Origin of the sequence: Roseobacter sp. OBYS 0001 (assembly GCF_019654895.1) — a bacterium.
In the GTDB taxonomy this organism is placed as follows: Bacteria; Pseudomonadota; Alphaproteobacteria; order Rhodobacterales; family Rhodobacteraceae; genus Roseobacter; species Roseobacter litoralis.
Window position 1 is genome coordinate 100,880 of record NZ_BPES01000010.1, and the last position, 14,240, is coordinate 115,119.

At 57.1% G+C, this 14,240-nt stretch carries 13 protein-coding genes; 2 read left to right on the forward strand and 11 right to left on the reverse strand.

Annotated features, from left to right (window positions below):
• Positions 1 to 385 precede the first annotated feature (385 nt).
• The 8 genes from ccoS to ccoN form a co-directional block, all read right to left on the reverse strand.
• Entirely contained in the window at positions 386 to 547 is a 162-nt protein-coding gene (ccoS, locus tag K5Q35_RS17255) for a cbb3-type cytochrome oxidase assembly protein CcoS (protein ID WP_013963337.1), read from the reverse strand.
• Entirely contained in the window at positions 544 to 2,733 is a 2,190-nt protein-coding gene (locus tag K5Q35_RS17260) for a heavy metal translocating P-type ATPase (RefSeq protein ID WP_220800611.1), read from the reverse strand. The genes ccoS and K5Q35_RS17260 overlap by 4 nt, the downstream gene beginning before the upstream one ends.
• Positions 2,730 to 3,194, reverse strand: coding sequence for a FixH family protein (locus tag K5Q35_RS17265; RefSeq protein ID WP_220800613.1), 465 nt, complete (start codon positions 3,192 to 3,194; stop codon positions 2,730 to 2,732). The genes K5Q35_RS17260 and K5Q35_RS17265 overlap by 4 nt, the downstream gene beginning before the upstream one ends.
• Positions 3,191 to 4,627 (reverse strand): cytochrome c oxidase accessory protein CcoG, encoded by a 1,437-nt coding sequence (gene ccoG / locus K5Q35_RS17270; protein ID WP_220800615.1) that lies wholly within the window; start codon positions 4,625 to 4,627, stop codon positions 3,191 to 3,193. The genes K5Q35_RS17265 and ccoG overlap by 4 nt, the downstream gene beginning before the upstream one ends.
• A gap of 107 nt (positions 4,628 to 4,734) precedes the next feature.
• Positions 4,735 to 5,601 (reverse strand): cytochrome-c oxidase, cbb3-type subunit III, encoded by an 867-nt coding sequence (gene ccoP, locus K5Q35_RS17275; protein ID WP_220800624.1) that lies wholly within the window; start codon positions 5,599 to 5,601, stop codon positions 4,735 to 4,737.
• Positions 5,598 to 5,783 carry a cbb3-type cytochrome c oxidase subunit 3 gene (locus K5Q35_RS17280; protein WP_013963342.1) on the reverse strand — a complete coding sequence of 62 codons (186 nt, stop codon included), beginning with the start codon at positions 5,781 to 5,783 and terminating at the stop codon, positions 5,598 to 5,600. Before K5Q35_RS17280 ends, ccoP begins: the two co-directional genes overlap by 4 nt.
• Positions 5,784 to 5,795: 12 nt before the next feature.
• Positions 5,796 to 6,521 (reverse strand): cytochrome-c oxidase, cbb3-type subunit II, encoded by a 726-nt coding sequence (gene ccoO, locus K5Q35_RS17285; protein ID WP_013963343.1) that lies wholly within the window; start codon positions 6,519 to 6,521, stop codon positions 5,796 to 5,798.
• Positions 6,522 to 6,535: 14 nt separating this feature from the next.
• On the reverse strand, positions 6,536 to 8,149 hold the full coding sequence (gene ccoN / locus K5Q35_RS17290) for a cytochrome-c oxidase, cbb3-type subunit I (RefSeq protein ID WP_013963344.1): 1,614 nt from the start codon (positions 8,147 to 8,149) through the stop codon (positions 6,536 to 6,538).
• A 206-nt stretch (positions 8,150 to 8,355) separates the two neighbouring features.
• On the opposite strand from ccoN, the gene K5Q35_RS17295 reads away from it, so the two are divergent.
• Positions 8,356 to 9,192, forward strand: a complete 837-nt coding sequence (locus tag K5Q35_RS17295; RefSeq protein ID WP_220800625.1) for a universal stress protein — start codon at positions 8,356 to 8,358, stop codon at positions 9,190 to 9,192.
• A 21-nt stretch (positions 9,193 to 9,213) separates the two neighbouring features.
• Here K5Q35_RS17295 and fnrL read toward each other — a convergent pair whose 3' ends face one another.
• A complete protein-coding gene (gene fnrL / locus K5Q35_RS17300; RefSeq protein WP_013963346.1) occupies positions 9,214 to 9,957 on the reverse strand; it encodes a transcriptional regulator FnrL in 744 nt (247 codons plus the stop codon).
• 63 nt (positions 9,958 to 10,020) lie between these two features.
• Here fnrL and hemN point away from each other — a divergent pair, with 63 nt between their 5' ends.
• Complete coding sequence (hemN, locus tag K5Q35_RS17305) at positions 10,021 to 11,376, forward strand: oxygen-independent coproporphyrinogen III oxidase (protein WP_013963347.1); 1,356 nt, start codon at positions 10,021 to 10,023, stop codon at positions 11,374 to 11,376.
• Between the two features lie 106 nt (positions 11,377 to 11,482).
• Here the strand turns inward: hemN and K5Q35_RS17310 are convergent, their stop codons facing one another.
• Together K5Q35_RS17310 and K5Q35_RS17315 are read right to left on the reverse strand one after the other, a co-directional pair.
• Entirely contained in the window at positions 11,483 to 13,063 is a 1,581-nt protein-coding gene (locus tag K5Q35_RS17310; protein ID WP_220800627.1) for an ABC transporter ATP-binding protein, read from the reverse strand.
• The gene (locus K5Q35_RS17315; RefSeq protein ID WP_013963349.1) at positions 13,060 to 14,238 is read right to left on the reverse strand and encodes an ABC transporter permease; all 1,179 of its coding nucleotides are present in this window, start codon (positions 14,236 to 14,238) and stop codon (positions 13,060 to 13,062) included. The genes K5Q35_RS17310 and K5Q35_RS17315 overlap by 4 nt, the downstream gene beginning before the upstream one ends.
• Positions 14,239 to 14,240 lie beyond the last annotated feature (2 nt).

The following is a 14,240-nucleotide window of genomic DNA, read 5'->3' on the forward strand; positions in this document are numbered from 1 at the left end:
GCAACCTGTAACCTGACCAAAACCAAGCTGCGGCATCTGCATGCCGTGCCGGGGCGCGTGAGGGGATTTTCTGGACGCTGCCTGCGCGACATGAAGTCAGGACGCGTTCGAATGACTTTTCAAATATAGGACGGGATGACCAGCTAGGTTGCACCGCAGTCGATGAAAAACAGGGTGTTAACGTCGCATTCTCAGATCACACCGACAGAATCATTTTTCTGAATACCTGACTATGTTCGGACAGGGCCTAGCGTCGGCAGGCAGAAGACAAAGGCGCGTAGCCTAGAGCGTCTGACGAAATACCTGAAACATCAAGTATCACGTAACGCGTTGAAATTTTTGATTTCAGGCAGCGTTATGTGATTCAGGTTTTTCGCATGACGCTTTAATCGCTTTTCGGCTTATCGTCCCATTCATCATTCAGGATCCGGCGGCTGTCGCCTTCGGGGTCTTCGTACTGGCGGCTGCGCAGGGTATACAGAAACCCGGCCAACCCGAGCCCCCCCAAGATCAGAGAAATGGGGATGAGGTAGGCCAGAACGTTCACCCACGCCCCCTGATCCGCAGTGCATTAAGCGATACCGTCAGCGAGGACGTAGACATCGCCAAGGCCGCGATCAACGGCGTTGCCAGACCAGCGACGGCAAGAGGCACCGCAACAATATTGTACACCGTCGCGATGCGAAAATTCTCGCGAATCCGTTTGGTGGCCATCCGTGCGGTTGCAAGTGCGTCGGCAACAGGCATCAAATCTTGACCCAACAATACGATGTCAGACGCTGCGCGCGCTGCATCCAAAGCCTGCGCCGGGCTAATTGAAACATGTGCCGCCGCCAGCGCGCCCGTATCGTTCAGACCATCCCCTACCATTAGAACGTGGCGGCCCTCATCTGTCAGACGCTGGACGAATGCCACTTTGTCAGCCGGCAGCATTTCCGCAGCAAAATCCGACATCCCCAGTTGAGCGGCCGTTTGGGCGACCGGCGTTTGACGATCACCAGAAAGCAGAATGACCGGGATACCCTGCCTTTTCAGTGCGGCCATCAACTCGGCAGCGCCCGGACGCGGACGGTCTTCGAAGTGCAAGAGCACTGGCGCGCCATCACCGGTATCCAACGCGGTGCAGAGTACTTCAACCTCGGTCGAAACCCCGATCCATTCGGGGCGTCCCAGACGAACTGTTTTCTCTGCGTATTGGGCTTGCGTACCATACCCCGGTTGCTCCGTCAGGTCGCTGAGCACGATATGAGCAGTTTCATCGCTTTGCGCAGCCGACACAATGGCCTGCGACAATGGATGTGACGATCCCCGCGCCAGCGCATATGCCAACGATCTTTGCCGCGGCGTCAAATCACGCCAGTTGGTGGCGCGCGGGGTGCCCAATGTAACCGTACCAGTTTTGTCAAAGACGACAGTATCCACCTCTGCCAGACGCTCCAACGCCGTGGCATTCTTGATGAGAAGACCTTTTCGAAACAGCCGCCCGGAAGCTGCAGTTGTAACGGCTGGCACTGCAAGTCCAAGGGCGCAGGGGCAGGTGATGATCAACACTGCCGCCGCGATATTGAGAGACACGCGCATGTCGCCGGACCACAACAGCCAGCCCATAAAAGCCAGTGCCGACAGAATATGTACCCCCGGCGCATAAAGCTTGGCCGCGCGATCCGCCAGCGACGTATACCGGGACCGCCCGCTTTCGGCGACCGCAACCAGAGCAGCCAATTGGTGCAATGATGTGTCCGTGCCAACCGCCGTGGCCTCAAGCGTCAATGGCCCTGTAAGATTTACCTCGCCCGTACTCATCGGATCACCGACGGTGCGCATCACCGGCATCGCCTCACCCGTCAGCGCAGATCGATCAACCTCGGATGTGCCTTCAATCACGACGCCGTCTACGGGTGCGCGGGCGCCGGGGCGCACCATCACATGGTCCCCGAGGCGCAGTGCGCTCACCGCGACTTCGCTCGTTTGTCCCATATGCACCCGGAAAGCCCGCGGGACCTCCAATGCGGTCAACTCTTCGGCCGCCGAGCGCGCAGCAGAACGCGCGCGCGCATCAAGCCACCGGCCTGCCAGCAAAAAGAAGGTCAGCGTCAAGGCTGCATCAAAATAAGCATGCTTGCCGGAAAGCCCTGTTTCCCAAAGGGATGTCGCCACCGCCAGCACGATGGCCAGTGTGATCGGCACGTCCATGTTGAGCCGCCCTGCCCGTAGCGCGGCCCATGCGTTTCGGAAAAATGGTTGGGCGGAAAAGGCAAGGGCAGGCAGAGTGATCGCCGCTGAGATCCAATGGAACATATCCCGCGTGGCGTCTGTCGCCCCGGACCAGACCGCAACAGAGAGCAGCATCACATTCATGGCTGCAAAACCAGCGACCGCAAGACGCATCAGGATATCGCGGCTTGCGGCATCGGTCTGCGTTTGCGAGAGCGCGTCGATATCAAGCTCATGCGCTTCAAAGCCCGCCGAGATCACCAGATCGGCAAGCTCCTGAGCCGTCACACCGGGGGCTGCATCAATCATCACACGTTTGCGTGTCAGGTTGACGCGTGCCGCGCGCACCCCGGAATGCGCTGTCAGGCTGTTCTCAACTTTGGAAATACACGCCTGACAGTGAATGGTTGGCAACGACAGGGCCAGCTGCGCATCTGGCAACGGCACATCAACACGCTCGGCGGGTGCGGCGAGGCAACCGGGACAGCTCGCCGGACCATTTGTAGCGGTTGCCGTCATGAACGCGCCTTTGGAACGTGCAGGATCACACGCTGGCGAAACTGTCGCCCGTCAGTGGATGTGGCCGACATGCGGATATTCCAGTTCCCCGGCGCCAGATCGACCGGAGCCACATACCTTTTCCCATCAAACTGAAAATCAGGCGTAGAATCATCTTTGACATGCGTGGCGCGCCCAAGCGTTGCCTCAAGGCTCGCCACTTCAACCGGCTGACCGGCGGCATCTGTCACGGAAAGCAATACCTGGCCCTCACGCGCCTCTGCATAAACGGACCAGCCAAGCGAATGCTGGACTTCTCGATCTTTGTCAAAGCTCTGGCTCGCAACGTAGGAGTTCTTGACCTCAAGTCCTGGAAAAGTGCTGACGGCATTGAATGCAAGGGTCAGGTTGACGGCGATGATCACGGAAAACGCGCTGCAGAAGATCAAAGCCACATGGCGTCCGGTCAATTCTCTGGTCATTGGTTTATAGCCTTCCCTGTGAAGTTGCTGTCCTTGTAGGCCCGGTCCCCGTTTGTGAGATCTTCGATCCAGAAACGCAGGTCGGTGTGATCACCCTCTGCGGGGCCTGAATTCGGCGGCGCGATCACATAGACGCGCTGCAGGTGCGAGGCATCTGCGCCGACGGAAACCGATCCATAGGGCGTGCCTTCCAGTTGGATGCGCACCGCCGGATCACCTTGCACAGCAATTCGGAACAGCCGCTCTTCGTTGTTCTTGTTGCGCAGGCGTATGTCATATGTGTTGCGAATAGACCCGTCAGACATGGTGACAAAAGTGGGGTTGCGCACCGGTGCGACCGTGACTTCGATGTCAGCACGGATAAAAAGCGCCACAAGCAAAGCCACACCAACACCGCCCCAAAGCGCGGTGTAAATCAGCGTCCTAGGGCGGAAGATATGCTTCCAGATCGGACGGGGCGCATTGCCCGCACGTTCAAGTTTCTCATCCGACAGGGCAAGGTAGTCTATCAGACCACGCGGCTTGCCGATCTTGGCCATGACGTCGTCGCAGGCATCAATGCACAGCGCGCAGGTGATACATTCCATCTGCTGGCCGTCGCGAATATCGATCCCCACGGGGCAGACGTTGACACAGGCCATACAGTCAATGCAGTCGCCCATCGGCTCACCGGCCTGCACTTCTTCGGAGTGCTTGCGCGGTTCACCACGCCACGGCCGATAAGCAACGGTTAACGTATCCTCATCCATCATGGCGCCCTGAATGCGCGGCCACGGGCAGGCGTAGATACAGATTTGTTCGCGTGCGAATCCGCCAAAGACAAAGGTTGTCGCGGTCAGAATGGCCACCGTGATATAGGCCACAGCCGCCGCCTGACCGGTGAACAGATTGACGAGCAGCGTCGGTGCATCGGCGAAATAAAACACCCAAGCCCCGCCTGTCGCCACAGAAATAAACAGCCAGACCGTCCATTTCGTCAGCCTGAGCCGCAACTTGCGCGCGTCCATTTTCTCCTGACGGTGCAGGCGCAGCCGCGCGTTGCGGTCCCCTTCGATCCAACGCTCCACCAGAATGAACAGATCGGTCCAGACGGTCTGCGGACAGGCATAGCCACACCACACACGCCCCAGCGCCGAGGTAAACAGGAACAACCCAAGGCCAGCCATGATCAACAGCCCGGCGACGAAATAGAATTCATGGCTCCAGATATCGATCCAGAAGAAATAGAACCGGCGGTTTGCAAGGTCGAGCAGAACCGCCTGATTTGGCAGATCCGGTCCACGATCCCACCTGATCCAGGGCACAATATAATAGATGCCCAACGTAACAATCAGGATGATCCATTTGAAATTGCGAAAGGGGCCGGAAACCCGGCGTGGAAAGATCGGTTCGCGGGCTGCGTAAAGGCTGGGTGGTGTGGCCTGATCGGACAAAGCGGTTCACTCCGGGTTACGGTCACGCACAAACTAGTCTGATTGCGTAAGGCGCGGCCTTGATGTGCATCAAAACCGCGCCTGTTTTTTCGTGACGTGGCGTTAAGTTATTCGCCGCCGCCCAGCTGGTGCACGTAGACGGAGACTGCCCGGATTTCAGCCTCGGAAAGGCGCTGAGTCCAAGGTGGCATGACGCCATAGCGACTGTAGGTCACAGTCTCGATCAAGGTGTCATAGTCACCGCCATAGAGCCAGATTGCGTCCGCAAGGTTCGGAGCACCCTGATCACGATCCCCAAGACCTTCTTCGCCGTGACACGCGCTGCAGTTGTCCAGATAAACCTCTGATCCGGCGCTGACCTGTGCGGCATCAAGTGGCGTGGCGCCGGACAGGTCCATCACGTAGTTGACCACGGATGTGATTTCTTCTGGTTCGAGAATATCGCCAAAGGCAGGCATTTCCGAATAGCGTGCATCGTCGTCATCTTCGTTACGGATGCCGTGCGAGATGGTGGCATGAATGTTTTCAATGTCACCGCCCCAGAGCCAGTCATCATCCAGCAGGTTGGGATAGCCCACGAAACCGGCTGCACCGGAGCCATGGCACTGGGTGCACCATGTGCGGAACACGGCCGCACCGGCTGACGTTGCATAGGTGTTCAGGTCCGCATCGGCAGATATTTCTGTCAACTCCACAGAGGCAAGGCGGGCGTTGATTCCCTCATTTGCAGTTTCAACCGCTGCGATCTCTTCTGCGACTTCACCGCGCGTGGAATAGCCCAGCAATCCCGAGGTCGCAGAGGATACCAGCGGCCATGCGGGATAGGCAATCGTATAGGCGACACCCCAGATAATGGTCAGATAGAAGCACCAGAGCCACCACCGCGGCATCGGGTTATCGAATTCCTCGATCCCGTCCCAGCTGTGGCCGGTGGTGTCGGGATCACCTTCTTGTTTTGGGGGGACTTTGGTCATTTTTTTGCCTCCTCTTGCGGGGCGGGTCGGTCATCATTTCGGAAGATCATGGTTTTGGCTTCTTCATGCAGCTTGTTTGATCCGGGTCGCGCGACCCAAAACCAGATGCCCACGAAAATACAAAACAATAACAAGAGCATCCAGCTATCGGCAAATTCACGCAGCAGGGAATAGGTTTCCATTTCTATTCCTCCTCAGCGGCTTGCATCTGGGGTGAAGGTCGAGAAATCGACCAGCGTGCCCAGCATCTGCAAATAAGCAATCAGCGCATCCGCTTCGGAGATGCCCGGCGCCCCGTCAAAGTTGCGCACCTGCGCCCCCGGATAGCGTTCCAGCATATCGTCATAGTCGCTGTCGGGATCAGCCTGTGCACGGAAATCTGCACTTGCTGCGGCGATCATATCATCAGTGTAAGGCACACCAACGAACCGGTGTGTCGACATCAGGTCAGCCACATAATCCGGCTCGATGAGCTTTCTCTCAAGAAAACCATACTTAGGCATGATCGATTCGGGCACAACCGACTGCGGATCGCGCAGGTGATCAATGTGCCAGTCATCCGAGTAGCGACCGCCAACACGCGCCAGGTCTGGCCCTGTCCGCTTTGAACCCCACTGGAACGGATGATCGTACATGGATTCGGCCGCCAGTGAATAGTGACCATAGCGTTCAACTTCGTCGCGCATGGGGCGGATCATCTGGCTGTGACAGACATAGCAGCCTTCGCGGATATAGATGTCACGGCCCGTCAGTTCCAGCGGCGAATAAGGCCGCATCCCATCGACCTTTTCGATGGTATTTTCGAGGTAAAACAAGGGGGTGATCTGCACCAGCCCCCCGATTGTTACCACAAGGAAGCTCAACACCAGCAACAGCGTTGCGTTGGTTTCAATGAACTTGTGTTTTGCGAGGATCGACATGTACTGATCCCTCCTTATTCAGCAGGGACAGCTGTGCCGAGCGGCGCTTTAGCGGGCGCAGCCTTTACAGTCATCCAAAGGTTGTAACACATGATCAGCGCACCGGAGAGGAACATAACCCCGCCCAGACCACGGACCACATACATCGGGAACTTCGCACTGACGGTGTCGGCGAAAGAGTTCACGAGGAAGCCGTTGGCATCCACTTCGCGCCACATCAGGCCCTCCATGATACCGGTGACCCACATGGACGCCGCGTAGAGCACAATGCCAATGGTGGCGAGCCAGAAATGCCAGCTGACGAGGCTGAGCGAATAGAGACGCTCGCGCTTCCACAGCACCGGCACGAGGTAGTAGAGCGCGCCGAAGGTGATCAGCCCGTTCCAGCCAAGCGCACCGGAATGCACGTGCCCGATGGTCCAGTCGGTGTAATGCGACAGAGAGTTCACCGCGCGGATCGACATCATCGGACCCTCAAAGGTGGACATGCCGTAAAAGGCCAGCGAGGTCACCATCATCCGCAGAACCGGATCGGTGCGCAGCTTGTCCCAGGCACCTTGCAGCGTCATCAGACCATTGATCATACCACCCCAGCTTGGCATCCACAGGATGATCGAAAAGACCATACCCAGTGTCGCCGCCCAGTCAGGCAAAGCTGTGTAGTGCAAGTGGTGCGGGCCCGCCCAGATGTACAGAAAGATCAGCGCCCAGAAGTGGATGATCGACAGTTTGTACGAGAATACGGGGCGTTCGGCCTGCTTGGGCACGAAATAGTACATCATCCCCAGAAACCCGGCGGTCAGAAAGAAGCCGACGGCGTTATGGCCATACCACCACTGCACCATCGCATCCTGCACGCCCGAAAAGACCTGCACGGATTTGGACCCCCAGATCGACACGGGGATCGAGATGTTATTGACCACATGCAGCATCGCAACCGTCACGATGAAAGCCAGATAGAACCAGTTGGCCACGTAGATGTGTGGCTCTTTCCGCTTGATGATTGTCCCGAGATAGCAGGCAAGGAACGCCAACCAGACGATGGTCAGCCAAATGTCCACATACCATTCGGGTTCGGCGTATTCCTTGGATTGTGTGCCGCCCAACAGATACCCGGTCGCCGCCAGAACGATGAACAGCTGGTAGCCCCAAAAGACGAACCACCCCAGATTACCGCCCCACAGCCGCGCCGCGGACGTGCGCTGCACCACGAAAAAGGCTGTTGCGATCAGGGCGTTGCCCCCAAAGGCGAAAATCACTGCCGAGGTGTGCAGAGGCCGCAGCCGCCCAAAGTTGGCGTAGCCTTCGGCCCATTCGAAATTGAGGCTGGGAAAGGCCAGTTGAAAGGCGATGACGACGCCCACCAAGAAGCCCACGATACCCCAAAAGGCTGTCGCAATCACGCCTGCGCGGACAACGCTGTCAAAATACTCATCTTTCGCAATGGGTGTGGCAGGTTCATCCGTATTGCGCAGCGTGACCAGAAACAGGCCACCGGCAACAAGCATAAAGATGATCATGTGAACCTGGTAAGACAGATCGCGCGCATAGCTGGCTGCGATCATCGCAATCAGCGCAACAAGCCCGTATGTCACCAGCTTCAGGTAATTCAGTGTTCCGGTATCCATGTTCCGGTTTCCCTTCCGTCTCGGCTATGTGCAGACGGAGTCCGCCCACACAAATCTTATGAGTTATGAGGTGTGTTTTACGCGCCAAGACTTTGAATTCTTTGATCTGCATCAACACGGGCCGAGATTTTAAATGATGCGGATCAAGGAAACTCCGTTCAGGCGAGGTAGAATGCCCGTAATCTGCGGCAAAAAAGGAGCAATATATGGCTTACAAGTCTGTATTCACAGCGCTTACGTCCTTTGACGAAACCTCACCGGCGCTGGCATTTTCGGCAGCAACGGCTGAAGCACAGGACGCTCATCTGGAGGTGCTTTGCGTGGGTGTCGACCGCACACCGAACACCTATTTCGAAATCGGATCGAACGCGGTCGTGATGCATGCCGCAATCGAGACCGCGCACGAATCTGCAAATCATATTCAGGCCGCAGTGCGCGCGTACCTGCAAAGCTCTTTGTTGCGCTGGGATGTCATCAACAGCATCGCCCCAATTGCAAGTCTGGGACGGACTGTCGCCACCCAGGCGCGCTTTGCGGACCTTGCCATCGTGGGCCTGCCCTATGGGACACCCACGCAAACCGACGATTGCAGTATTCTTGAGGGCTTCCTGTTCGAAGCGGATTGTCCCACGGTCGTCGTCCCCGAAGGCGCAGCCGTGGCGCGCCCTCAAAGCATCGTGATCGGGTGGAACGAAAGCACCGAAGCCCTGCGCGCCATCAAAGCGGCAATACCGTACCTGCAAAAGGCCAAGCACATCCACATCGCCATCATTGACCCGCCGGAAACCGGGCCAGAGCGGTCTGACCCGGGTGGGGCGCTGGCGGTTTACCTGTCACGCCACGGCATACGCTGCGACATCAACGTCATGACACGTTCAGGCCAAAAGGTCAGTGAAAGGCTGTCGCAATATGTGACGGAAACCGGGTCCGATCTGCTTGTCATGGGGGGATATGGGCATTCACGCTTCCGCGAAGCCGTTCTGGGCGGTGCCACCCGCGACATGCTCGAACACAGCAAGGTTCCGGTCATGATGGCACACTAGCCGTCGTGACCAGAGCTTTCTTTAGCTCAGGAAGCCACCATCGCTGTCATCACCCGCCTCTTCCATGAGGCGGTCCATATTTGGCACCACGATGCGCCGCTTGCCCTCCAGCACGACGACTCCGTCTTTTTTCAACGCCGACATTTGCCTGCTGACGGTTTCCAGAGTAAGGCCCAGATAGTCAGACATCGCCTCGCGGGTCAGAGGCAGATCAAAGACGAGGCTATTGGATGCTGCGTGCTTGGACAGGATCGCATCCCGCCGCGCAATAATCGCAAGCAGACTGGCAATTTTTTCGCGCGCTGTTTTGCGGCCCAGCACAAGCATCCACTCGCGTGCTGCATCCAGTTCGTCCAGCGTCATCTCGAGCAGTCGGTGCGCCACATGAGGTGTCGATGAGATCATCTGCTCGAAAGGTTTGCGTCTGAAACAACACATGACCAGGTCGCTTGTCGCGGTGACGGTATAGGTCGCAATTTCGCGCCCCGGACGCCCGACAAAGTCTGATGGCAACAAAAGGCCGACCATCTGCGTGCGCCCGTCTTCCATCGTCTGGGTCAAAGAAGCAACGCCGGAGACGACTGATGCAACAAAATCCATACGGTCTCCTGACCACATGATTGTCTGTCCCGCAGAGAAGCTCCGATAGTATTTTATATCCTCAAGAAGCGCCAATTCTTCAGTATCACACCGCGCGCAGACCGCCCGATGCCTGATCGGGCAATTCGCGCATTCCTTGATGTTTGGCGCTGCGACTTCTTGCATCAAATTTCTCCGCGCTTGATCCATGTCAAAGTTTACCGTTCCGCCAGACCATATCCAGACTCTATGACACTGACATCCAAACTCGCCAAAATGGGTCTATTTGACGCAAGAGTACCGCGTTATACGAGCTATCCAACGGCCCCGCAGTTTTCTGTCGACACCACGGGCGCTGACACACGCTCTTGGATCACTGCGATCCCGCCGGGAAGCCGCATTTCACTGTACTTACACATACCGTTTTGCCGACGGTTGTGTTGGTTCTGCGCCTGCCGCACTCAGGGTATCTCAAATAATGGCCCAGTGTTAGCCTATCTGTCTACACTAAAAGCGGAATTGAGTCTGTTGGCGGACCTCTTGCCAGCCGATATCAGCCTGAGCCGCGTCCATTGGGGCGGCGGCACCCCAACCCTTTTTGAAGCGGCTATGATAGAGGATCTGGCCGGGTCAATCAGTGATGTAGCACCTCTGGCGCCACATGGCGAGTTTTCCGTCGAAGTTGACCCCAATGAGATAGACCAGTCCCGGGTCGATGCGCTGGCCGCCGCCGGCATGACGCGCGCCTCAATTGGCGTGCAGGATTTTGATGTTGAAATCCAGACAACCATAGGGCGGCTGCAAAGCTTCGATGTGACACGCTACGCGGCGGATATGTTGCGGGCGTCCGGGATAAAATCCTTGAACACTGACATTCTTTTTGGCCTGCCGCACCAGACGACAGAAAAAATCGCCGCCAGTGTGCAGAAGCTTCTCACACTATCGCCTGATCGGGTTGCTCTTTATGGCTATGCGCATGTGCCTTGGATGGCGCGGCGTCAGTCTCTTATCCCATCTGATGTCCTGCCCACCCCTGAAGAGCGGCTGAAGCTTTTTGAAACAGCACGTCAGCTGTTCGAATGGGATGGGTATCGCCAGATCGGGATCGATCATTTTGCCGTGCCACATGACACGCTGGCCGTGGCCTCAAAGACTGGCAAGCTGCGCCGCAATTTTCAGGGATATACGGATGAGCCTGCCGAAGTGCTCATTGGGCTAGGAGCCTCAGCCATTTCGCGTTTCCCGCAAGGCTATGCACAGAACAACCCGTCAACATCCGGGTACACCAAGTCCATTCGCACGGGCGAGCTATCCACATCGCGCGGACATCGCTTTTCAGAGGATGATAAGCTGCGCGGGCGACTGATTGAGGCCATTATGTGCGACTTTGAAGTCGATATTGATGACATGGTCGCCCGGTTCCCCAATCGTGAGGCACATATTCGGGCGCTGTTGGGGCGCGCTGCAGCCCATTTTGGCGACATCGTTCAACTAAAAGAGGACAGGTTCCAGGTTTTGCCCGATGGGCACGCTCTGGCACGGATCATAGCGCGCCATTTTGATGCCTATGAAATGTCCAGCGCGGGACATGTTTCCGCAATCTGAGGATGAGAGCGTCTGACGAAGTACCTGAAACATCAAGTGTCACGTAACGCGTTGAAATCCCTGATTTCAGGCAGCGTTACGTGATTCAGTTTTTTCGCATGACGCTTTAGGTCGCGGCCGCCAGCAAGCTGCGCGTGTATTCGTGGCGTGGTGCTTCAAACACCTGTTCGACGCTGCCCAATTCGACCACATCACCCCGTTTCATCACCATGACGCGGTGAGACATCGCGCGCACAACCCGCAGGTCATGGCTGATGAAGATATAGGCCAGTCCGTATTTCTTTTGCAGCGCCCGCAGCAAATCCACGATCTGAACCTGCACCGTCATATCCAGCGCCGATGTCGGTTCATCCAGCACCAGCAGTTTAGGGCGCAACACCATCGCGCGTGCGATCGCAATGCGCTGACGCTGCCCACCTGAGAACTCATGCGGATAGCGGTCCATCGTGACCGGATCGAGGCCCACCTCAACCATCACATCATGCACGAGATCCCTGTGTTCACGCTCCGGATCAACGCTGTGAATGCCCAGCCCCTCTGCAATGATCTGCATACAGGTCATCCGCGGGCTCAGCGATCCGAAAGGGTCCTGAAACACGATCTGCATGTCTTTGCGCAGGCTGCGCAGCTGGCGCGTGGACCACTTGCGCACGTCCTGATCCATGAAGGTGATGCTACCCTCTGACGCGATCAGCCGCATCAACGCCAGTGCCATCGTCGTCTTACCAGACCCGGATTCGCCCACCACACCGATGGTTTCACCCGCGCGCACGGTCATGCTGGCATCGTTGACCGCTTTGACGTGCCCGACGGTGCGACGCAGCAGTCCGGCCTCGATTGGAAACCAGACCTTGAGGTTGTCGGTCTGGGCAACGATGGTCGCCTGATCCGGTACAGAAACCGGCGCGCCCGATGGCTCAGCGCTCAACAGTTTTTGCGTGTAGGGGTGTTGCGGGTTTGCAAATATCTCGGTGGTTTTACCGCTTTCCACGATCTCGCCATGTTGCATCACGCAGACCTTGTCGGCAATGCGCCGCACAATGCCAAGGTCATGGGTGATGAACAAAAGCCCCATGCCCATGCGGTCTTTCAGATCCTTGAGCAGGTCCAGAATTTGCGCCTGAATGGTCACATCCAACGCGGTCGTGGGTTCATCCGCGATCAGCACATCCGGTTTGTTGGCCAGCGCCATGGCGATCATGACCCGCTGGCGTTGCCCGCCAGATAGCTGATGCGGATAGCTCGTCACGCGCGTTGCAGCGTCGTGAATGCCCACCTGTTCAAGCAGTTCGATGATACGCGCCCGCGCCGCCGCCCCGGTCAGCGCCTGATGCAAGGCAAGGCTTTCGCCCAGTTGCTTTTCAATTGTGTGCAAGGGGTTAAGCGACGTCATCGGCTCTTGAAAGATAAAGCTGATGTCATTGCCGCGCACCTTGCGCAACAAGGCTTCATTTGCGCCGATCATCTGCTGGCCGTCATAGGTGACGGAGCCAGAGACCTCAGCACTATCCCCCAGCAGCGACACCGTGGAAAGCGCCGACACGGATTTTCCCGACCCCGATTCACCCACCAAGGCGACTGTTTCGCCCCGTTCGACCGAAAAGCTCACGCCCTTCACGGCAGTCGTCAACGCGCCATCTTGCCTGAACTTGACCACCAGGTCCTTCACTTCCAGCAGTGCACTCATGAAAAGGTCTTTCTGGGGTCGAAGGCGTCGCGGACCCCTTCAAAAATGAAGATGAGAAGCGACAGCATGATTGCGAAGGTAAAGAACGCCGTGAAAGCCAGCCAAGGGGCTTGCAGGTTCTGTTTCGCCTGCAACGTCAACTCGCCTAAGGACGGCGCCGAGGATGGCAAGCCAAAGCCAAGGAAATCCAACCCCGCAAGCGTCGCAATTGTCCCCGTTACGATAAAAGGCAGCATGGTCAGCGTGGCCACCATCGCATTGGGCAGCATATGCCGGAACATGATGGTGATGTTGGAGACACCCAAGGCGCGGGCAGCCCGGACGTATTCCAGATTGCGGGCACGCAGAAATTCCGCGCGCACAACACCGACAAGGGACATCCATCCAAAAAGCACCATGAGCAAGACCAGCAACCAGAAACTTCGCCCCAGAATCGCAAACAGGATGATGATGATATAAAGCTGCGGCGTTGAGGACCAGATTTCGATGATGCGTTGAAAGATCAGGTCCGTCTTGCCGCCGAAATACCCCTGAACCGCACCGGCGATAATGCCGATGATGCTGGCCAGTCCGGTGACCATCAACGTAAAGAAAATCGACAGGCGGAACCCATGCACAACACGCGCCATCACATCGCGTTTCGTCCCATCCGTGCCCAGCAGGTTTTCGCGGTTCGGCGGTAAAGGTGCCGCACCCGGCCGGTCAACGGCAGTGTCATAGGAATAAGGGATCAGCGGCCAGATCGCCCAGCCCTTTTCAATGGGATCACCGTCGATGATACCATCACTCGCATCCTCAATGTAGCCTTCCGGGTCGTCAAAACACAGATCAAGACCTCCCGTGGCGATTAGGCATTTGACCTCCGGGTCGCGGTACACAGCCTCGGTCTGGAAATCGCCGCCGAAGGCTGTTTCCGGGTAAAAATTCCAGATCGGCGTATATATCTCACCCCGATATTGCACGAGGATCGGTTTGTCATAGGCGATAAACTCGGCAAAGATCGACAACCCGAACAGGATCGAGAATATCCACAAGGACCAATAGGCGCGCCTGTTGCGTTTGAAATTGCGCCACCGCCGCTGGTTCAGCGGCGACAGGCGTCCGCGTTTCGGCGCAGCTTTGGGTGCAGCGCTTGGTGCCGGTGAAGCCTCTGGCAGAGGGTCAATAACCGCCATTC

Coding starts and splice junctions, on each gene's coding strand:
- K5Q35_RS17295 (WP_220800625.1), top strand. CDS start 8,356: ATGGCTTACAAGTCTGTATTCACAGCGCTTACGTCCTTTGACGAAACC.
- ccoP (WP_220800624.1), bottom strand. CDS start 5,601: ATGACCAAAGTCCCCCCAAAACAAGAAGGTGATCCCGACACCACCGGC.
- K5Q35_RS17315 (WP_013963349.1), bottom strand. CDS start 14,238: ATGGCGGTTATTGACCCTCTGCCAGAGGCTTCACCGGCACCAAGCGCT.
- K5Q35_RS17310 (WP_220800627.1), bottom strand. CDS start 13,063: ATGAGTGCACTGCTGGAAGTGAAGGACCTGGTGGTCAAGTTCAGGCAA.
- K5Q35_RS17265 (WP_220800613.1), bottom strand. CDS start 3,194: ATGACCAGAGAATTGACCGGACGCCATGTGGCTTTGATCTTCTGCAGC.
- K5Q35_RS17260 (WP_220800611.1), bottom strand. CDS start 2,733: ATGACGGCAACCGCTACAAATGGTCCGGCGAGCTGTCCCGGTTGCCTC.
- ccoO (WP_013963343.1), bottom strand. CDS start 6,521: ATGTCGATCCTCGCAAAACACAAGTTCATTGAAACCAACGCAACGCTG.
- hemN (WP_013963347.1), top strand. CDS start 10,021: ATGACACTGACATCCAAACTCGCCAAAATGGGTCTATTTGACGCAAGA.
- fnrL (WP_013963346.1), bottom strand. CDS start 9,957: ATGCAAGAAGTCGCAGCGCCAAACATCAAGGAATGCGCGAATTGCCCG.
- ccoN (WP_013963344.1), bottom strand. CDS start 8,149: ATGGATACCGGAACACTGAATTACCTGAAGCTGGTGACATACGGGCTT.
- K5Q35_RS17280 (WP_013963342.1), bottom strand. CDS start 5,783: ATGGAAACCTATTCCCTGCTGCGTGAATTTGCCGATAGCTGGATGCTC.